Genomic DNA, 21,092 nt, shown 5'->3' on the forward strand with positions numbered 1-21,092 from the left:
AGCCCTTGTTATTGATGGCACCGTTTGATTTGAGGATTACAAAAATTTAAAGGAATAAAATGAAACTAATTTATGTCGATGATAACTTGCCGGGTATTACTCGAAAGAGGCATGAAAACCAATGGGTTTATTATGATCCTGCAGGAAAGAAAATACATGATAAAGATGAAATAGAGCGGTTAGACAGTCTCGCTTTTCCCCCCGCATACAAAGATGTATGGTTATGCCCAGAAGAAAATGGGCATATTTTAGCTACTGGCTACGACAACAAAGACCGCAAGCAATACTTTTATCATCCCGAGTTTAGGGAGCAGCAAGAGCTTAAAAAGTTTGAAGCATGTGTTTTATTTGGAAATAAACTGCCTTTGTTAAGAGCAAAACTATCGGAATATTTGCGAGGTAATGAACTTGATTGCCAGCGCACAATTGCAGCCGTTGTACGTTTAATGGACCTTGGAGCTCTGCGCGTTGGTTCTAAAAAAAATGCCAAACATAACAATAGTTTTGGTGCTACGACATTACGTAGCCGGCATGCAAAACTAACGGGTAAAAATATTCGCTTAAAGTATAAAGCAAAATCCGGTAAGCAAAGAGAAGTGAATATAACAGATAAAGTGCTTAGCTCTATCATACAGCAGTTGCAAGATTTGCCTGGGCAGAGCTTATTCCAATATATCGATGAAGGCGAGTGTTGTGATGTTACCTCCAAAGAAGTGAATGAGTTTATTCAAAGTGTTATGGGTGAGCAGTTTAGTGCAAAACATTTTAGAACATGGCGGGCCAGTGTTTTGGCATTTGAAGTCTTACATAAATCAAACGGCCAGCTTTCGCTTAAAGATATGTTAGGTAGCGTTTCAAGTAATTTAGGGAATACCCCAGCAATAGCTCGTAATTCATATATTCATCCAAAGTTGATTGAGCTGTGTAAAGGAGGTAAAGAATCTCTAAAGGACTTTAATAACTTAGACAAACTACCCCGTAAGACTAAGTATCTAAGTCGCTATGAGCGTGGGTTGTTGATATTTTTAGAAGAACAAAGCTAATAACGTTAATCTCTTTGTAATTCTACTCATATTTCAATCGCTTGAGTTATACCTATGTGTGTGAACTTTTTACAACTTCTAGCAACTTTTACTTTAAAACGTAGAGTTCTACTTTGCTTTTTTTATTTATCTTTCTGATTTTAAAGGATTAAAACTTTGGTTTGAATGTTGCTAATTACTAAGCGTACTTTCTTAAACAAATAAAGGAGTTATTATGAGTACTGTTATTACTGGGTTATTCGACAATGCATCACAAGCAACATTAGCCATTTATAGATTAGAAGCTTTAGGTGTAAGTGAGGCGGATATAAGCATTGTTGCTAACGACTCGTATACAAAGGAAGACTTTGCTGTAGATGAAGGTACCAAAGCTTCAGAGGGCGGTTTGCTGGGCGCTGCATCTGGTGGCGTGTTAGCGGCAATTATTGGTGGTTTTACCGCTGTTGGTGCAGTCGCTTCGGGTGGTGCAGGCTTATTAGTCGCAGGTCCTTTGGTTTCAGCACTTGCAGCTGGTGGCGCCGGTGCTGCCGTTGGTGGGACTCTAGGTGCAGCAATCGGCGCATTTATTCCAGAACATGAAATTAAGTATTATGAAGACGCAATTGAGAAGGGTTCAATACTCGTCGGTGTTAAATATAACAGCGATAACAAAAATAGTATTGAAGAAATTCTTGATAATGCTGGTGCAAGCAAGGTTTCAAAAGCGTAATATTTCAGGATGCACTATAAGTATCTAAAAAGTATAAAGGTGGAACTGCGTTCCATCTTTTTACGCGTTTGATTTTTAAAACTATCTGAGCTTAGTATATTAATCTATATGGAAACCAATGAATTATTTAGCTCACCTTTATTTAGCAAAGCCTACGGCTGATTCTCATTTTGGCAACTTACTGGGAGATTTTGGTGGTCAACGACAGCTAACATACATACCGACAAGTGTTAAAAGTGCGCTAGATAACCATTATTTAGTGGATAAATTTACTGATGCACACCCTTTAGTTAAAGAAGCTAAACAGCTTTTTTCACCCAAGCGCAGGCGCTTTGCAGGCGTGGCTGTTGATGTGGTGTTTGATCATTTTCTGATTCAGCATTGGCAGCAGTTTAATAACCAATCACTGATTGATTTTAAGCAAACCAGTTATGCGCTTTTGGATAAGCGTATACCTGTAATGCCTACACGAATGCAACGTGTAGTAACCAGTATGACACAAAACGATTGGTTTAAAGAGTATGAAAGCGTTGATGGGGTTGGGCGGGCGCTTGATAATATTGCTAAACGGGTTCGCTTTACTAATAATTTTGCAGGCACCGCTGAAGATATAACCCGACATTATAGTGAGCTAGATGGACTGTTTTTAGCGTTTTTTCCTGAGCTAATTGAACACGTTAATAAGTTTAATTTGGAGAGCGCACCAAAGTAGAGTGCGCTTACAAAATAAGTGGTTTAGTCGTCTGGTCCTTTTAAGGTAAATACTAAATGTTTACGCATATCTTTTAAAATTACGCCTTTTTTAAGCATTGCACCGCTTAAGCGCTTTTGCCATTTTAATAACTCAGGCTCTGCCGCAGTTAGTGCCTGTTGGTTTTCAAACTGAAAACACATTAGTAAAGAGCCCGGAAATAAATGATATTCCACATCAAACCAGCACTGCAGCATACCTGGAATTTCAGCACGGCCTTGCTCTTCTATTTTGTCAGCAACATTGAGGACGAGTGCTTGTTGTTTAACTTGCACAGCAGATAGTTTTTTCATGGGAGAAGATCCAATTTAGAGGCTAAGAATACAGCCGGAATAATGCATTATACCCAAGCTTTCAGGGTGATAACAATGTTAGCCATACTTTAAATTAGATGGCTCATAGTGAAGACTGATTGTGGTTAGTTTAGTAGTTCAATCGGTTTGAATACACTATTTATCAAGGGAAATTATGAATCATATAGTTGTTTTTTTAGTTATTATTTTTATGCTGTCAGGGTGCTCTGAAGAGCAAGTTCCTGAGCAAAAATTAAAACCTGTTTCTGCCATTGAGTTAAAAAAAACTAACTCGTTTGATAGTCGTATTTTGTCAGGTGTTATTCAACCTGCAGATACAACGACCTTAACATTTGAGGTTAGCGGAAAGGTTGAAGACGTTTTTTTTGATATTGGTGAAGCTTTTGATAAAGGTGAGCCCCTCGCCAAACTAGAACAAACAAAGTATTTATTGGCAGTGCAAGAGGCCAAAGGACAGGTCTCTAATGCAAAGGCTACGATGCTAAATGTTAAGCAGGATTTTGAACGTAAAGCGTCACTGGTTGATGATGGTGCGGTGTCTGGCGCGCAATACGATGCTGCAAAGTCTCAATATGAGAGCGCCAAGGATAAAGTCGATATTGCTCAAGTGCGATTAGCGATGGCAAAAGAAAAGTTAAAAGATACTACATTGATTGCGCCCTATGCTGGGACTATCTCAAAACGTAATATTGAACCTTCGCAACAAGTTAGCCCTAATATCTCGGCACTTTTAATCCAAGGTAAAGAAAGTTTTGAAGTCTCAGCGCTTGCGCCTGAAGGGCTTCTCTCCTCGTTAACTATTGATAAACCGGCAAAGGTAACTATTTCAGCTTTAGATAAATCGTTGAATGCTAAAATTAAAGAAATTGGCTCAGCTGCTCAAGGAGCGAATGCTTTTCCTATTATTTTAAAAATCTCAGCTAATGATATCGCAGGTATCAGAACGGGTATGAGTGCAGAAGTGCAATTTAAACAACAGCAGGGAGAAAGCCATGGTTTTATGGTGCCTGTAAGTGCAATCATGGCAAAAGAAAATAACCAACACTTTGTTTTTAAACTGATAACAACAGCGCAAGCTGACTACGTTTTACAAAAAACAACAGTGGATGTAATGAAATTTTTTGCGCAAAAAGCGCAAATTAAAGGAGATTTAAAAGAGGGGGAACAAATTGTTAACGCGGGAATGGCTTTTTTACACGATGGGCAAAAAGTAACGCTTATCGAAGGCGAAATTAAGCGACTTAACCCATAACCCGTGACGGAGATTTAAAACAATGAAGATCCCTACTATTTCAGAGCTTGCTCGTGACCATAATCGCCTTATGTTAGCTATTGTTTTTGGCCTTATGTTATTTGGCGCCTTTAGTTATTATCAACTACCAAAGCAAGAAGACCCTAAAATAAAAATTCGCGAAGCTGTTGTCACAACAGCTTATCCGGGGATGAGCGCAAAAAAAGTAGAGTTGTTGATCACTAAAACACTCGAAGAAGCTATTCGTGAAATGCCCAGTATTGCCGAAATTCGCTCAGTATCTATTCCTGGTCGTTCTATTATTCACGCTGAGCTTAAGCAAAGTGTTGAGCAAAGTGAGTTTGATCAACAATGGGATAAACTGCGCGATCAAATAAACGCAGTGCGTGATGACTTACCCAATGGGACATTACCTTATGTAGTAAACGATGATTTTGGTGATGTTGCCGTATTAACAGTGGCACTTATTGCTGATCCTGCCTACAGTATGGGCGATCGCCAAGATGTGGCGCAACACATTGCTGATATGCTGCATCAAGTTGAGGGCACTAAAAAAATTGATATTTTGGGCATTCAACAAGAGCGTATTTTTATTGAAATTGAAAATGCTAAGCTCGCTCAACTGGGTATTGCACCTGAACAATTAATTGCCGCTTTGAAAAACCAAAATATTATACGCCCTAGTGGGGTTATTGACGCCAATGGCAAAAACTTTATTATTCAACCTTCAGGAAATTACCAAAACCTTGCCGATATTAGAAATACACTTATCAGTGTGCCTAACCAGCCTGAAACAATATTGTTGCGCGATATTGCTAAAATAAGCCGTAAAGTGGTCGATCCCCCATCAAGAACAAGTTATTACAATAATCGCCAAGCCATTATTTTTGCCATATCTAAGGATGAACAAGCGGATGTGCTTAAGTTCACTCCTAAAATAGAAGCGATGACAGCTCAAATTAACCAAACTATTCCTGCAGGCTATCAATTAAAAAATATTACGCGCCAAGCCGATGTGGTTGAAGATGCAGTATTTGGTGTGACTTTTAGTGTTTTGCAAACCATCGTTATAGTATCAATTGTGGTAGTGATGTTTTTAGGCTTACGCACTGGTCTGATTGTGGGCTCGATTGTGCCAGCAGCGATTTTAATTACGCTTTCAGTTATGAACTTTATGGGTATTCCATTAGAGCGTATGTCGCTAGCTACTTTAATTATTGCGCTTGGTCTTTTGGTTGATGATGGCATAATAATGGCTGAAGATTTTAAAAAGCGTATCGAAGATGGCGAAACGCGTGATACAGCTGTACGTAATACCTCCGGCACTCTTGCGATACCGTCTTTAACTTCATCATTAACAACTATTCTTGTGTTTTTACCTCTTATGTTGGCACAAAGTAGTGCCGGTGAATATACGCGCTCGATCTCCTTGGTGGTGCTAATTGCATTACTTACTTCTTGGGCGCTAAGCCTGACATTTACTACTTATTTATGTCATCGCTTTGTTAAAAAAGAAACGAGGCAAAAGCAAAATATTGTTCGACGTAAAATTAATCGCTTTTTTGATAGCCTCACCCCGGTTTACGAAAAAGCATTACGACAAATTATGCGTGCGCGTATTGCGTTTGTTGTTGTTATTTTAGGACTATTTTTGGCAGGGGGCTGGGCTATGAGTCTAGTGCCTGCAAAGTTTTTTCCAGATTCTGATCGAGCACAAATTTTAGTGTACCTTGATATGCCAGCGGGTACTTCAATGCGTAAAACTGACGCAACGGTGCAGGCTATTTCAAAAAACTTGGATGATAAAGAACACTTTCCACATATTGAAAAATATGCGGCCTATGCTGGATTTGGTGGTCCTCGGTTTGTTTTATCACTTACACCTATCGACCCCGAACCTTCAAAAGCATTTTTTATGATTGATGTAGGTGAACGAAAGTTCGCCGATCCTACATTAAAGAGAGTGCGTGAGATGTTTGCTCAAGATTTCCCTGGTGTGATGGGGCGTGTTACGAAAATGTTCTTAGGGCCATCTGATTCTTCACTAATAGAGATTCAAGTTAAAGGTCCTGATAGTGATTATATTTATTCTGTTAGCGATGAAATTAAAACTTTGTTGCGAAATGTAGATGGCACGTTTGATATTAAAAGCGATTGGGAAAACCGCATTACGACACTTAAACTTGAGGTTAATCAGCAAAATGCTCGTCGTGCCGGAATTAGCTCAAATGATGTTGCCCAAGCGTTAGAAACCTATTTTTCTGGACGCATAATATCCGAGTTTCGTGAAGGTGATGATATATTCCCTATTGTATTAAGGGCACAAGACAGGGAGCGTTACGATTTAGATCGGATCAATAGTGTAAGTATTTATTCTTCTGCTAGAGGCGTCAGTGTTCCTTTAATGCAAGTGGCCGAGATTCGCTATGAAACGCAATTTGCGCGAATTGCGCGTGAAAATTTATTTCGTACCGTAACTGTACAAGCTAAAAATCAAATTATGTCGGCGCAAAGTATGGTGCCCTTACTTGAAGAGAAGCTTGCTAAAATAAAAGAAAAATTACCACCTGGATATAAAATTGAATACGACGGGGTGATTGGAGACTCCGCGGAATCGCAAGCTGCTATCTTAGCTAATTTACCGCTGTGTATTGCCATTATGGTGTTTATTATTATTGCGCAATTTCGCTCTTACCGTGCAACCAGTATTGTATTTTTAACCGTACCCCTAATTATTATTGGTGCTGCTTTTGGTTTGTTGGTTATGCAAGCAAACTTTGGGTTTATGGTTATTTTAGGTTTATATGCGCTTGCCGGTATTATCATTAATAATGCGGTGATTTTAATAGACCGAATAAATATTGAACGTAAACAGATAGAGTACTCAGAGCAACAAACCGCAGAGCAGTCTAATCAACAAAACTTTGAGGCGGTAATCAATGCTTCTTTAAGGCGTTTACGCCCTATTTTGATGTCTACTTGCACAACGATAATAGGCTTAATGCCACTTATTTTATCTAAAGATGTTTTGTTTTATGGTCAAGCAAGCACTATTGCGTTTGGTCTTGCAATGGGAACAATTTTAACATTAGGATTTGTTCCTGTTTTGTATACGTTTTTCTTTAAAATAAAGCCAGTTAAATCAGATAAACATCAAACTCAGCGTGAGTCAGAGCAGGCTTAATATGAAGGGCTGATAATAAGTTTTATCCCTATTTAGTGGCAATTTTAGCCACTAAATAGGCCTGTTTTACTCATGCTTTATTTGTTTAGATAAAAACAAGTTAGTAACGTCTGCGACTTTGATTAACGACTCTTTATCAACATGGCTCCAAGTTACCTTTGAGCCTACACTTTCACAACAAATAACACCTAATGGTTTGCTATCAAGTATATAAATGTAATCAAGTAAAGAATAAATATTGAGCGGCTCAAAGTAAGAGAGAGAGAATGGCTTGGTTACTTCGTTATTTCTGGCGTCGGAGGCGTCGAGTACTTGGTTGGTTAAAATATAGTTGAAATAAGCAGGGGAGTTTTCTGTGTATAGAACAGTTCCACTTAACACGTCATTATTTTCATCAAGGCAAGCTAAGCAATTTAATGCACTGTAATCTTTATTAAATAACCACAGACTGACTCGATTAGCATTGGGAATAAGCGCTTTTAACTCTTTGCATATTTGCTTTAGTTTCCTGTCACTAGAAACATTAGGATCGCTAATTTTTACTGCTAAGTTTTTTAAATTAAGGTTTTTAGGATTATAAACATTGAGTAAGCTATTGAGCTTAGCTTTATCAAACGGTTTAGTTAAGTAGCCATCCATACCAATATCTAAATAATGCTCAATGTCTTGTTTTAGGGTATTTGCTGTCATAGCTATAATTGGAACTGTTTTACCTGCAGGGAGTGCTCTAATAGCCTGCGTGGCTTTTATGCCATCCATTTCAGGCATTTGTATATCCATGAAAATTAAGTCGACAGGGTGCTCTTTGAAGTACTTAACGCATTCTTTACCATCCTCTGCGATAATTAAATTAGCATTATGTGCTTTGAGCATTTTAACGATAATAAGCTGATTTATTTTATTATCTTCGGCAATTAACACAGTACAACCTTGCAGGTTTGTTATATCAGAGTCCTGCTTTGGTATTGATGGTAATAAAGCAAGCTCAAAGTTTTGCTCGTAGGTAAATGTGGAGCCCTTACCTATTTTGCTGGAAAAGCTAAGCTTCCCTTGCATTAATTCACTCAAGCGAGCACAAATTGATAAGCCTAAACCTGTCCCCCCATATTCTCTTGAAGTTGATGAGTCTGCCTGATGAAACTCTTTAAATAAATGTTCTTGAACAGTCTCATTAATGCCAAGGCCTGTATCAATAACTTCAAATTTGAGTAATTGTGTTTGCAATGTACTGCTTTTAATACTTACTTTCAGTTCGACTTGACCAGTTTTGGTAAATTTAATCGCATTTGAGCATAGGTTATTTAAAATTTGCGAAACCCGAAGAGGATCGCCTTTTAAATTCTCTGCTATTTTAGGATCTACCGACTTAATAAGTTTTATACCTTTAGCAGACGCTTGCTGTAACTGGGGTTTTATTACATCGCTAATAACGTCATTAAGATTGAAGTTGATATGTTCAATCTCTAATTTACCAGCCTCAATTTTAGAAAAGTCTAAAATATCGTTTACAATATTTGATAAGTAATGTGCTGACTTTAATATACTTTTTAAGGTGTTATCTTTTTCCTCTGTTGTGCCTTCTGATATGGCAAACTCAGCTAAATTTAAAATCCCATGTAATGGGGTTCTCAACTCATGAGTCATATTTGCCAAAAATTTACTTTTTGTGTTATTGGCTGTATCAGCTTCTTCTTTTAACTTTTCTAGTTGTTTATTGTGTGCTTTTTGTTTTTCTAATGCCATCACTAGCTTTTTATTATTAAGTCTAAGCTCTAATTGCGCAATAACTTCTTTGCTCAAAACCGTGAGTGCATTTATCTGTTTGCTTGAGAGCTTTTTTGGTTTATCGCTAATAACACATAACGTACCAATAGCATTGCCTCTAGGAGTTATAAGAGGTGCACCTGCATAAAAGCGAATATTTGGGTCGTTTGTAACCAAGGGATTATCGTGAAAGCGGGTATCAGTAAGTGCATTTTGAACTTCGAACACTTGGTTTTCTAAAATTGCGTGAGAACAAAACGAGATATCCCGTGCGGTTTCGTCTACATCAATACCTTGCTTTGATTTAAACCATTGCCTGTCGGGATCAACAAGACTTATTAGTGAGATTGGCGTTTCACAAATATCAGATGCAAGCTGGGTTAAGTCGTCAAAGGATTTCTCAGCTTCAGTGTCTAAAACGTCATACTCATATAGGTCTTTTAGCCGTGATAGTTCATCTTCAGGTGTTGACGCTTTTATCATTATGTAACCTTGTTTTTGATATGCCTAACAATGAGTAATTGAATAAAAATAATAATGGATGCGCGAGCGTAAAATGCAATTAAATTATTATGCTCAAGTAGTTAGCTTATATGACCTTAACAGTTTTTGCTAATTGATTTAAAACTGCTCAATCAACAATTCTATTACGGCCTTTCGTTTTTGCCTCGTATAAATAGTCATCAACATATTTTAAGCTGTTTTGTAAGCTGATAGAGCCATCATGAGTAAGTAGCCCAATACTTACCGTAAAGCTAATATTAAAATTGCGATAGTAAACTTTATGTTCATTTACTGCGTGTTTTATTCGCTCAGCGGCTTGCTTAGCTTCTGCTTTGTTTGTGTTGGGCATAATAATTAAAAACTCTTCACCGCCCAGGCGAAATACAAAATTTTGTTTTCTCGTTAAAGCGCGTAATGTATTGGTAAGCTCTTTTAAGCTTAAATCGCCAGCTTCGTGACCATAGTTATCATTTATTGCTTTAAAATGGTCTATGTCGAGCATTAATAACGAAATATAGGTATTTTTATTCTGCGTTTTTAATAGCTCATCGCTGAGTGTTCTGTATAAAGTTCGTCTATTTAAACAGCAAAATAATAAGCTACTTTTCCATCTCTAAAAATGGGTGATATGGCCAGTTCATTCCAATAAGGGTCACCACTTTTTGTGTAGTTTAAAATTCTTGTAGTTATGGGGAGCCCTTTTTTAAGATGAATTTTGAGTTGCTCTATTGTGTTGGTGTCAGTTTTTTCACCTTGTAAAATAGAGCCAAGCTTTTTACCTTCTACTTGATTCAGTGGGTAGCCTGTAATTCTTTCAAATGAGCCATTTACCCAAATAACACGCTTGTCTTTATCGGCAATCACCATTCCTACTGTGGTTTCTTTGAGTGCAGTAACTAAAAAGTCCCGCTCCAGAGCTATTTTTTCACTCCCTGAGATGTCTTGAAAAATGCCATATAGCTTCGTGATTTCACCGTTTAAATCTCTCGATACATTGCCGCTTGATATTACAGTGCGCTCTTGTAGATCGTCATCTACAACACGAAGCTTTATACAACTCCATTCTTGTCCGCATGCAAGAGCTTGCTCGACCGCATCTGTTATTTTGGATTTGTCATCTTCATGATAAAAATTTATTGCAGTATCTAGTTGAGGGGAATAGTTACTCGGTGAAACACCATGGATGGTATAAATTTCATCGGTCCAAAATAATTGATTAGTTTTACAGTCGAGTTGCCAATAGCCTACCTTTAAAACTTCGCCGGCATTTTCTATGATGGTTTGTAATTCGTTATTGCTAATAACAGACGACACTTGGGCAAAGTGCTGGTTAAAAACTAAAACCATATGTTGGTGTTGGTTTTGCTGCACACTATGTAAGCAACAATTTAGTTTAATGGAGTAATCGGTTGCTAATTTTAGTTCAATATCAAATTGGTCTAACTCATTATGTTGCGATTTTAGTGCGAGAATTTGTTGTTGTAATAGAGCTTTGCTTTCAGTAGTACAACAGCCATAAAGGCTTTCAATGGTGGGTACTTTTTTAGCTGCAACATTTAGCTCTGACCACCTTGGAGAAAGATAACTAAGCTGATTATTATTATCAAATACCATTAAAAGAAAATTACACTTTTCTAGCAGCGCAATATTTATGTCTTTAATATCCATAAGCTCCCTACATATGAAAAGTATTACAACAATAAGGTTGAGTATAGACACCTTCTTTTATTTTTTCAGTTCAAGACAGTCTTAATAGTGGTCAGAATTCTTACTAAAAGTGTATTTCAGGTTTGTTTTTATCACTTTCCTGATAAGGTATTGGTTGTATAACAATATTTTAACGTTATTTCGTTGTTGTTAACGCAGAACGAATCACTGGAGAGTTTAATGAGCATATTTCGATTGAGTGTTGTTACCTCGTTTTTTTTCGCTGCTAATCTCTGTGCTACTAGTGCATATGCAAATACTAAAGTAATTCATGCAGGAGAGTTATTGGCTATTCCCGGAGAAAAACCACAACAAAAACAAACCGTAGTAATAGAAAATGGCAAAATAGTTTCGGTATCAGCGGGCTTTTTACCCATCACTCGTTTTGGCGAAGATGCTCAGTTAATCGATTTATCGACCCGCTTTGTTATGCCGGGACTTATGGATATGCATGTGCATTTACAAGGTGAGCTTGGCCCTGATAATAAAAAAGAGCTGGTGGAAATGTCTGATGCAGATGTAGCAATGCGCAGTGTGCATTTTGCTAACAAAACTCTTATGGCGGGCTTTACTACTGTGCGTGATGTGGGAAGTCAAAGCGAGCAAATGTATGCATTACGTAAAGGCGTAGAAAATGGCTGGGTTGATGGGCCGCGTATTATTGCTGGTGCTGGCGTTACTATTACTGGCGGACACTTAGATGTTGATGGTATGAGCCCAGATTTACTCACCATAAAAACACCGCCAACAGTGTGTGATGGCGCTATTGAATGCCGCAAAAAAACTCGCTATGCAATTAAATACGGGGCTGATTTAATTAAAGTTGCTTCTACCGGTGGCGTGCTTTCGGATACTACTACGGGCACAGGGCAGCAAATGCAAGACGATGAACTTAAAGCTGTAGTTGATACAGCGCATGGTTTAGGGCGAAAAGTAGCTAGTCATGCGCATGCCGCTCAAGGTATTAATGCAGCATTACGTGCGGGCGTTGATAGCATAGAGCACGGTAGTTACACCGATGATGAAGGCATTAAATTATTTAAAGAAACAGGGGCTTATTTAGTCCCTACTTTGCTTGCAGGGCACACCGTAGTTGGGTTAGCAAAAAACAGTGACTTTATGTCTGCGCCAATTAAAAGCAAAGCAATTAGGGTGGGGGGCGATATGCTCAACAATTTTACTAAGGCTTATAAGGCCGGGGTAAACATTGCATTTGGTACCGACAGTGGCGTATCTAAGCACGGCATTAACGCAAAAGAAGCGGTATTAATGCATCAAGCAGGTATGACTCCTGCTGATATTTTAAAATCGGCAACCGTCAATGCTGCTGATTTAATTGATATGAGCCAGCGCTTGGGCACCATAGAGCCTGGTAAGTTTGCTGATATTATTGCTTTGGACACCAGCCCACTTAGCGATATTAGCGCTTTAATGGATGTCGATTTTGTAATGAAAGAAGGCACGATTTTTAAACACCAATAAATACCCTATTTATTTTATTAATAATGACGCAATAACGCTGGTAGGTCGTATAAAAATTTTATAAATGGCTGCTGGCGTTTTTTGGTCATACCGCTTTTAAGGTTATAAAAGGAAGTATTTTATTTTGAAGAGCTTAATAGTTTTATTTTTAGTTGTATGGCCTTTTTTGGTTAATGCCAACGCGCAGATAGTTGAATTTCCTGATGTAAATAATAATGTGGCATACGCAAGTGTGGCTTCATTGGGATTTAACCCAGCGGATGAAAAAATAGCATATGGGGATAATGAATCGCAGTTCGCATTACTTTGGCGCGCAAAACAAATACAGCCGCAAAACCCGTTAGTTATTTTACTTCATGGTGGTTGTTGGCTAAGTGCATACGATATTAAACATACCTACGCGTTAAGTACGGGGCTTGCACAAGCTGGTTTTAATGTATGGTCTTTAGAGTATAGAAGAAGCGGCGCAAGCGGTGGTGGCTGGCCTACAACGTTTAATGATGTAAAAGCCGGAATTTTAGCGGTAAGTAAATATAATAATGGCGAGTTTAAATTAGCTGACTCGGTTGTGGTAGGACACTCCGCTGGTGGGCATTTAGCTCTGCTTGCTGGTGGTGAAATTGAACAGCTCAAAGGGGTTATTGGCTTAGCCCCTATTACTGATATAAAAGCGTATGCACGCGGTAATAACAGCTGTCAAAAAGTGACAAAGGATTTTATGCAAGGTATGCCAACTGATAAACCCAAGGCTTACACGCAAGCGAACCCGAGCGAGCAGTCGCTTCATCCGCAGAGTATTATTTTACAAGGTGACCAAGATACCATCGTGCCAGCTTTTAATTTAGAGCAGCTTAAACGACCTGTGGTTATGCTAGATGGTGTGGGGCATTTTGATTGGATCCACCCAGGTTCTGAGGCATTTAAGACACTAATAAAAAATTTGAATGAGAAGTAATAATGAATTTTAATGAGATTGTAGCGCTTGATAAAGCCGATCCGCTGGCTAATAAACGTGATGAATTTGATTTACCCGCAGACACTATTTATCTCGATGGTAACTCATTAGGGGCTTTGCCTAAAGCCGTAAAATCGCGCGTAGCTGAGGTGGTAAGTCAGCAATGGGGTAGCCATTTAATTAGAAGTTGGAATGATCACCAATGGATTGATTTACCAACTTTGGTAGGAGAGAAAATAGCGCCGATTATTGGCGCAGCAAAAGGCCAAGTGATTTGTTGTGACTCGATTTCAGTTAACTTATTTAAACTGTTAAGTAGTGCATTATCGTTAAACCCTGAGCGAAATGTGGTGTTATCCACCGAGGATAACTTTCCTACTGACTTATACATGGTGCAGGGGCTAAGTAAGCTATTAGGCCCCGACTTATGTCAGCTTAAATTAGTGGCAGAGCAAAGTATTGAGCAAAACCTTAATGATTCAGTGGCTGTGTTGCTATTAACGCAGGTCAACTTTAGAACCGGTCAGTTGCTGGATATGCAAAAGCTCACCCAGTTAGCCCACGAGAAAGGCATTTTGGTGATATGGGATTTAGCCCATAGTGCGGGAGCTTTACCGGTTGAACTTGATAACTGTAATGCTGATTTTGCCGTTGGCTGTGGCTATAAATACTTAAACGGTGGCCCAGGCTCACCTGCATTTTTATATGTGGCTAAACGCCACCAAGCTGCTGTGAAGCAACCCTTATCAGGTTGGATGGGTCATGCCAAACCATTTGCTTTTGATGCAATATATCAAGGTGCTGATACTATAAATCAGTATTTATGTGGCACACCTAGTGTGATTGCGATGAGTGCTTTAGATGCTGCGCTTGATGTATGGCAAGACGTAGATATTTCTCAAGTAAGAGAAAAGTCGATTGCACTTGCCGACGTATTTATTAAATTAGTACAAACACATTCATGCTTAAGTGATTTGCGCTTATGTTCCACTGAAAATTCGAGCCAAAGAGGTAGCCAATTAGCATTTTCGCATACCGATGCGTTTGCTATATGCCAAGCGTTAATTGAAAAAGGGGTTATTGCTGATTTTCGTGCACCTAATATTTTACGCTTTGGTTTTACGCCACTTTATACTTCGTTTGAAGAGATTTGGCAGGCAGTAACTATTTTAGCTGAGGTAGTTAAAAGCCAGCTATATACCCAGCCACGTTTTAATTTAGCGGGTAAAGTGACGTAACTTTATGATGAGCCATTATTATAATGGCTCATAGCGTTTCTCAAGTTAAAAAAGGCATAGCGTTAGCAGAATCACTAGCAGCGCCTTTAGGTTATTATTGCTCCTTTTCTAGATGAAAGTAATTAAGTTGTACTCTCATCTCGGTAGCTTGTTCTGCCATTTGACGCGCAGCCGCCATTGTTTCTTCTGTAATCGCTGAGTTAGCCTGAGTTAGCCCCGTTAACCGTTGTACAACAAGATTAACCTCTTTAATTGCTTGCTCTTGTGCGGAGGTTGAGTGCGCTATATGTATTATATTTTTACTAACATCGCTAACAGCTTGCATTATGTGTTTTAGTTTTTTCCCTGAGGTGTCGGCTAATTCAGTTCCAAGTGCTATTTTTTGATTACTGTTTACAATAATACTCTTTATTTGCTTTGCTGATTTAGCACTACGCCCCGCTAAATCACCGACTTCATTAGCGACTACAGCAAAGCCTCTTCCGTGGTCGCCAGCCCTAGCTGCTTCTACGGCGGCATTAAGTGATAGCAAGTTAGTTTGAAAAGCGAGGTTGTCAATAACCGAAAGTATTTCGTTAATGTCTTTACTGGCTTCATTTACTTCATCAATCGCGCTAACAGTCTGTATTGATAATTGGTTTCCTTCTTCAGCAATTTGCTCTGCATTGCTAGCCAATGCCACGGCACTTTTTGATTGTTCAGATACTTTAGTTAGCTCATCTAGCATTTGCTCAGTACTTGAGCTTGCCTCTTCAAGGTTGGCTGCTTGCTCTTCTGTGCGTTTACTTATTTCAGTATTACTTGAAGCTATTTCACCTGCATTTTGCATAACCTGGCCAGCTGATACTTGAATTTCTTGAATGACATTGGTTAATTTAAATATGGTCGCGTTGGTGTCGTTTTTTAGGGTGTTGAATACGCCTTGATATTGCCCCTCTATATTTTTGGTAAGGTCACCTTTAGCTAAGTTTGACAAAACGCTACTTACTTCATTTATAGCTAATGAAACTAATGAGGTAGACTCATTAACATTATTTTTTAAATCTTCCAATTGGCCTTGCAATGGTTGTTTTAATTGATGAGAAAAATCGCCATTTGCCATTGCAGCCATCACTTGATTAAGATCATTTATGACATGTTCAAGGTTTGTTACCGAGTGGTTTATATCTGTTTTTAAACTATTTAGCTGGCCTGTCATAGTCGATGAAATAGTATGATCAAAGCGCCCCTGACTAATTGCTAGCATGACTGATGAAATTTCAGTTAGAGCATTATCAATAGCAGTGATTGATGTATTGATGTTACTTTTTAACTGCTCAAGTTGACCGCTGGCTTCACCTTTAATCATTTTTTTAAAGTCACCTTTACTAACAAAGGACATGACTTCACCTATTTCATTCATTACATTATTTAAATTAGCCATACTGGAATTAATATCTTGTTTTAAGATATCAAGCTGTCCAGCTAAGGGGGCATCTAATTGCGCTGAAAAATGGCCCTGTCGTAATGCACTCATAACGTCACTAATACCATCTATGGCAATACTTAAGCTATTCACTGAGTTATTCACGCTGTCTTTTAGCTGGGCAAGTTTTCCTTTAGCTGGATAGGTAATTTGCTCTTTAAAGTTACCTTGCTCTACGTTAGCCATAATATCTACGATACTATTCATTGTGTTGTTTATTGAGGAAAGCGATTGGTTAATATTACTTTTTAAGGTGCCTAATTCGCCTGACATTGAGGCATTAATTTGAATATCAAATTGACCATCAGCCATAGCAATCGCAATGTTATTTAATTCGTTTATTGCCCCGTTTAGTGAACTTGCGCAATCGTTGGTTGCTTGTTTTAACGTAGCTAACTCCCCTCGACATGGTGCTTCAATACGTTGATCAAATTTACCCGCAGCCATTTGATTCATAACGCGATTTGTTTCACTAATAGATAACTGCAGCGCATCAAGAAGAGTGTTAAATGCTTGAGTGCTAACGCCTATTTCATCGCTTGAATAGACTGTTGCTCGTAATGAAAAGTCACCTTGCTGTTCAACTTTTTTCATCGTATCAGCTAGTGCATGTATTGGTTTTGTGAGTGTTTTCGCAAACCAATATGCGGCAATGGTAACAATGAAAATAGTGATGAAAAGTATCACAATGAGTTGTTGGGAAAGTGTGGTTATTGACTCAAAAGCTTCTTGTTCGTCCATTTCTGCTATAAGTGCCCAGCGAACATTAAATACATTTACAGGTGCAAATGCAGATAGCACCATTTCATTGTTATAGTCATTTATAACATGCTGCCCTTTTTCATTTTTTAGTGCTTTGATTACAGATAAGGTATTTACAGTGCCTTTATTTGGGTTTCTAAATGAGCTTTCTACAGAGTGGTTTTTCGGATCAATATACGAGTCAGAGCGCATTAACCCTTCAGGGCCAACAAGGTAGGTTTCTCCGCTTTCGCCCAACCCGTCGCGTTCTTTCATAATTGAATTAATATCTTCAATCGATAATTGGGCAGCTAAAATAGCAACCATTTTACCATCAACAGCAATAGGCTTTCCTATAAAGCTTGCAGGGGCATTATATGAAGGGGAGTACTGTTTATAATCTGCAAAAGCAATTTTTTGTGGGTTGCTGCTATCTTTTAATTGTCTAAATAGGTTCGCTAAATTACTTTTAGCGTAGGGGCCTGTTTGCAGCGATGTTGCAAAGTCTACTTCTTTATAAACAGAGTAAACAATATTGCCATTTGCTGGGTCGATAATGAAAATATCGTAGAACTTATTTATATTAGTCATATCGCGTAGATAAGGATGATATTGGCGGTGCGCTTGCTCGTAAGAGTCTGATTGCTCGGTGGTGGTTAGTTTTTGTTTTTCACCAATTGGGTTTGGGTTATTAGCTAGATAACGAGATTGCAGCTCAATACTTTTTGGATTCATTTGCTTTAATAGAGATGAAGAAACTGTATCTGTTGGGTTTAGCTGTTTAAATTTTGGAGCAAAAGACTCTTTATAAAAGCGATTTAGAGACTCTGATGAGGTTGAAGGGGAGGTATTATTAAATCCATCTATAAACTTTGTCGCAATATTGGCCATTTCTGGATTTGCTTGCAGCGCATTAAGCTTTTTTTCAATGTTGTTAAAATAGCGTTTAACAGCGCTTTGTTTTACTTTACTCACAGCGTCTAAACGCGAATAAACCTGTTCTGTCATCGAGTTTGAAGCTGTATTAATTGCGACAATAATAATTATTGTTATTGGCACTAGGGCAACAACTAAAAAGGCGGAGATAAGTTTTTTTGTTAAGTTTAATGAATTAAAAAAGTGGTTAATTGTGAGCATTACTATGTCCCTGTAATAAGGTCTGAACCTCAAATGAGCATAGAACACAATTTGTGAAGATCTAGTTAATAATTAAAGTAATGAGTTTTTATTACAAAATAGCCAAAGCTGATACAAAGCACTTTTAATTTTAATGTAATTGCAGCATGCTTTTTTAGCGGTTTAAAAGCAATAAAGCGTAGAAGTACTTAAGTGCTCCTACGCTTTACTATTTAATTGATGTTCTAACGTTAAAAAAGCAAACGATGTTAGAGCGCGACTAAACTGCGCTCTAACATAGCTTGAATTTGCTTAACTATTTTAGCTTCGGTTTCGGGTTCAAACTGGGCAATTCGAGGAGTGTGAATATGCCCAGTCGGAATATCTGAATTTAGCTGATTACGCAGCCGAATACTGCGATACGAAATTTCGTTAGACAGGTAACCACCGCCACCGCCACGTACTGCAGTTGCCTCTTTTAATTCGTCAAAACTGCTAGGCTCAAAGTCTTTTTTGAGGGTAATAACATGATGATTATCATTAATCGCAAAAGGGCCTTTTGCCTTTAGCATAGCGCTAACAGGTAAACTAAATTCTACAAACTCAGTACCGGGTAATGGGCGGTCGTTTAAGCTTGGAATGAGCGGCGCTGTTTTGGTACCGCCATACACTATATTGGCGTTGTCGGGGGCTGTTACACTGCGGCGCTTACCTGGAAAGCGTTCAAGATCAAAATCTTTGCGGCCCATGCTAACGGTAACGACCATATCAACTTTATTAAGAGCGTAATAAGGGGCAAGTAAGGATTCTATAATGCCTTGATCAAAGTCTTCATAACGCACAGGCACCATTACAGTGTTTATTTCAGCACTAATCCCTTTATAGTTTATTACTTGGCCATCAAGAAGCAACGCAGCCACGCCTGATGGGTTACTTTGGTTTATATTTCTATCAAGTAAAAATGGGTCAAACCCAGTTAGTAGTATCTTTTTAGTGGTGTTTTGTGAGTAGCTTAGATCTGTGCGACCTCGGCTTCCGTTTTCTAGCAATGTTAATAACACTGTTTGCTGCGCGGCGCTCAGCGAAAATGCAGGTTTTGTGGTACGAATTATTTTACTTGATTGTAAGCGAGCCCAATAAAGCGCGCGATCATCTAAGTTTTGCGTTGTAGCGATGCGTTTTTTTGCACTAAACCATAATCGTTTTGAGTAGTCATTAACGGCATCTACGGCTTGTGCATAGCTTGAGAGTGACTTGAATTGCTGCTCAAATTGATTAACTTCGCTGGCAAAAGCGCTTAGTACGGCTGGCATCGCTTGGCTGGCTTTTTCAATTCGCAATTCTTCTGGGGTTAGCGGTGTGTTTAAATTGGCTAAAGTACTAAAAGAAGAAAATATTAAACTTGTGGCAATCAGTGTTTTTATCATGATGTTCCTATACTAAGTCGTATTTGTTGCCTACTATCCTATGCCTAATATGTGGGTGCAAATAAAATCGTTGGTTGGTTTTATGTTGAAAGCAGTATAAAACAGGCGCTAAATCAAAAACTACGGGTATTTTATTAAAAAAGAGTCTTAACTCTGTGATGGGTTTAGCTACAATGGAGCTGTGTATTTTTTAGTTTTTTACTTTTAGGCAGCTATGCAACTTATTCAAATAGATAAAGCACGTTATCGTAAACATTTAAATCGCGTTATTGTCGGCTGTGCAGCAGGTTTAGCTGTGGGCAGTTTAGCAATTTCACAAACCTTAATTGCATTATTTCCCGATGAAAGTGGCAGTCATTTTCATTGGAACTTATTAGGCGTAATTGTTACGAGTATTGGCATAGGCTGGTTGTTAAATAAATACCGAACACATCCTTTTATGAGTGAGGTGGTGTATGTGTGGGAGCTTAAAAAAGCGCTTAATAAAATCACTCGTAAAATGGCTAAGCTAAAAGCGGCGGGACGAGAAGGTAACCCCGATGCATTATTGGCGATTCAATATAGTTATGCGGGCTCACGATTATTATGGCAGCTTGACGATAACACCATCACTATGGATGATTTAGCGATTAAACAAGCCGAGTTAGATAGCGTTGCGGCCAAGTTCAACTTAACCTTAAATGCTGATGACTACAATGATGCAATTTTAAAGCAGTTTTAAAGCAGTTTTAAAGTGGTTTTAATTTATAGGAATAACAATGAGTATAATTCTTTATGGTGTCCCGCTTTCTCCTTATGTGCGTAAAGTACGTGTGTGTTTAGCGCTTAAGCAACTGGACTATAAACTCGAAATAGTCTCGCCGTTTAATCAGCCTGACTGGTTTTTAGAAGTTAATCCGTTAGGGCGTATTCCGGCGCTAAAAGATGGCGAGTTAAACTTGGCGGATTCTAGCGTTATTTGCCAATATCTTGATGAAAAATACCTTAATTCATCGGCTTTACTCGGTGATACTATAGAGCAACGTGCAGCTGTTCGCTGGCTAGAAAAATACGCAGATTACGAGCTGGCTCCACTGACAACATTTACGGTATTTCAGCAGCGTATTATTGCTCCTACAATGCAAAAGCCAACCGATGAAGCCTTAGTGCAAAGTGCATTAAATGAAAAATTACCGCCTTTATTTGATTATTTAGAAGGTTATTTAGGGAATAACGAATTCTTTGTTGGTAACAGCTTTACTCTTGCCGACATTGCAGTGAGCTGCCAGTTAATGAATATGGAGCATGGCGGTGAGCAACTTGATGAGTCGCGCTGGCCTAAGCTTGCTACTTTACATAGCCGTGTAAAACAGGGGACCGCTATGCAGAGCATGCTTGAAGGCGAACAAAAAATATTAGCTTCATTAAAATAATGTTTATCACCGATTTTTAGCAAAGCTT

At 38.5% G+C, this 21,092-nt stretch carries 15 protein-coding genes and 1 pseudogene; 10 read left to right on the top strand and 6 right to left on the bottom strand.

Annotation, left to right across the window (positions count from 1 at the left end; translation table 11 throughout):
* Positions 1–59: 59 nt before the first annotated feature.
* The 3 genes from ACNSN2_RS02105 (at position 60) to ACNSN2_RS02115 (ending at position 2,464) form a co-directional block, all read left to right on the top strand.
* Positions 60–1,043 carry a DNA topoisomerase IB gene (locus tag ACNSN2_RS02105; RefSeq protein ID WP_418608423.1) on the top strand — a complete coding sequence of 328 codons (984 nt, stop codon included), beginning with the start codon at positions 60–62 and terminating at the stop codon, positions 1,041–1,043.
* A 214-nt stretch (positions 1,044–1,257) separates the two neighbouring features.
* Positions 1,258–1,752 carry a general stress protein gene (locus tag ACNSN2_RS02110; RefSeq protein WP_010390780.1) on the top strand — a complete coding sequence of 165 codons (495 nt, stop codon included), beginning with the start codon at positions 1,258–1,260 and terminating at the stop codon, positions 1,750–1,752.
* Positions 1,753–1,870: 118 nt separating this feature from the next.
* Positions 1,871–2,464, top strand: coding sequence for an ACP phosphodiesterase (locus tag ACNSN2_RS02115; RefSeq protein ID WP_010390781.1), 594 nt, complete (start codon positions 1,871–1,873; stop codon positions 2,462–2,464).
* A 23-nt stretch (positions 2,465–2,487) separates the two neighbouring features.
* On the opposite strand, the gene ACNSN2_RS02120 is transcribed toward ACNSN2_RS02115, so the two are convergent.
* Entirely contained in the window at positions 2,488–2,796 is a 309-nt protein-coding gene (locus ACNSN2_RS02120; RefSeq protein ID WP_010390782.1) for a hypothetical protein, read from the bottom strand.
* 175 nt (positions 2,797–2,971) lie between these two features.
* On the opposite strand from ACNSN2_RS02120, the gene ACNSN2_RS02125 reads away from it, so the two are divergent.
* The gene (locus ACNSN2_RS02125; protein ID WP_418608426.1) at positions 2,972–4,069 is read left to right on the top strand and encodes an efflux RND transporter periplasmic adaptor subunit; all 1,098 of its coding nucleotides are present in this window, start codon (positions 2,972–2,974) and stop codon (positions 4,067–4,069) included.
* Between the two features lie 22 nt (positions 4,070–4,091).
* Positions 4,092–7,253, top strand: coding sequence for an efflux RND transporter permease subunit (locus ACNSN2_RS02130; RefSeq protein WP_418608428.1), 3,162 nt, complete (start codon positions 4,092–4,094; stop codon positions 7,251–7,253).
* 66 nt (positions 7,254–7,319) lie between these two features.
* Here ACNSN2_RS02130 and ACNSN2_RS02135 read toward each other — a convergent pair whose 3' ends face one another.
* The 3 genes and pseudogenes from ACNSN2_RS02135 to ACNSN2_RS02145 form a co-directional block, all read right to left on the bottom strand.
* Positions 7,320–9,500 (bottom strand): response regulator, encoded by a 2,181-nt coding sequence (locus tag ACNSN2_RS02135; RefSeq protein ID WP_418608430.1) that lies wholly within the window; start codon positions 9,498–9,500, stop codon positions 7,320–7,322.
* Positions 9,501–9,648: 148 nt separating this feature from the next.
* Positions 9,649–10,044 (bottom strand): annotated as a pseudogene (locus ACNSN2_RS02140) (GGDEF domain-containing protein); the annotation flags it as partial.
* Between the two features lie 56 nt (positions 10,045–10,100).
* Positions 10,101–11,189 (bottom strand): PAS domain-containing protein, encoded by a 1,089-nt coding sequence (locus ACNSN2_RS02145; RefSeq protein ID WP_418608432.1) that lies wholly within the window; start codon positions 11,187–11,189, stop codon positions 10,101–10,103.
* Between the two features lie 219 nt (positions 11,190–11,408).
* On the opposite strand from ACNSN2_RS02145, the gene ACNSN2_RS02150 reads away from it, so the two are divergent.
* From ACNSN2_RS02150 to kynU, 3 genes are all read left to right on the top strand, one after another.
* Positions 11,409–12,710 carry an amidohydrolase family protein gene (locus ACNSN2_RS02150; protein WP_418608434.1) on the top strand — a complete coding sequence of 434 codons (1,302 nt, stop codon included), beginning with the start codon at positions 11,409–11,411 and terminating at the stop codon, positions 12,708–12,710.
* 124 nt (positions 12,711–12,834) lie between these two features.
* A complete protein-coding gene (locus tag ACNSN2_RS02155; protein ID WP_418608436.1) occupies positions 12,835–13,665 on the top strand; it encodes an alpha/beta hydrolase family protein in 831 nt (276 codons plus the stop codon).
* A gap of 2 nt (positions 13,666–13,667) precedes the next feature.
* The gene (gene kynU / locus ACNSN2_RS02160; RefSeq protein ID WP_418608438.1) at positions 13,668–14,903 is read left to right on the top strand and encodes a kynureninase; all 1,236 of its coding nucleotides are present in this window, start codon (positions 13,668–13,670) and stop codon (positions 14,901–14,903) included.
* A 94-nt stretch (positions 14,904–14,997) separates the two neighbouring features.
* Here kynU and ACNSN2_RS02165 read toward each other — a convergent pair whose 3' ends face one another.
* Together ACNSN2_RS02165 and ACNSN2_RS02170 are read right to left on the bottom strand one after the other, a co-directional pair.
* Positions 14,998–18,246, bottom strand: a complete 3,249-nt coding sequence (locus ACNSN2_RS02165) for a methyl-accepting chemotaxis protein (protein ID WP_418608440.1) — start codon at positions 18,244–18,246, stop codon at positions 14,998–15,000.
* Positions 18,247–18,494: 248 nt separating this feature from the next.
* Positions 18,495–19,652, bottom strand: coding sequence for a hypothetical protein (locus ACNSN2_RS02170; RefSeq protein ID WP_418608442.1), 1,158 nt, complete (start codon positions 19,650–19,652; stop codon positions 18,495–18,497).
* Between the two features lie 214 nt (positions 19,653–19,866).
* Here ACNSN2_RS02170 and ACNSN2_RS02175 point away from each other — a divergent pair, with 214 nt between their 5' ends.
* The gene (locus ACNSN2_RS02175) at positions 19,867–20,373 is read left to right on the top strand and encodes a DUF3087 domain-containing protein (protein WP_010390796.1); all 507 of its coding nucleotides are present in this window, start codon (positions 19,867–19,869) and stop codon (positions 20,371–20,373) included.
* Between the two features lie 37 nt (positions 20,374–20,410).
* Positions 20,411–21,064: a glutathione S-transferase family protein gene (locus tag ACNSN2_RS02180; protein WP_418608445.1), complete on the top strand. Its 654-nt coding sequence runs from the start codon at positions 20,411–20,413 to the stop codon at positions 21,062–21,064.
* Positions 21,065–21,092: the final 28 nt, after the last annotated feature.

The organism is Pseudoalteromonas sp. US3C1013 (genome assembly GCF_048401115.1).
Lineage (GTDB): Bacteria > Pseudomonadota > Gammaproteobacteria > Enterobacterales > Alteromonadaceae > Pseudoalteromonas > Pseudoalteromonas undina.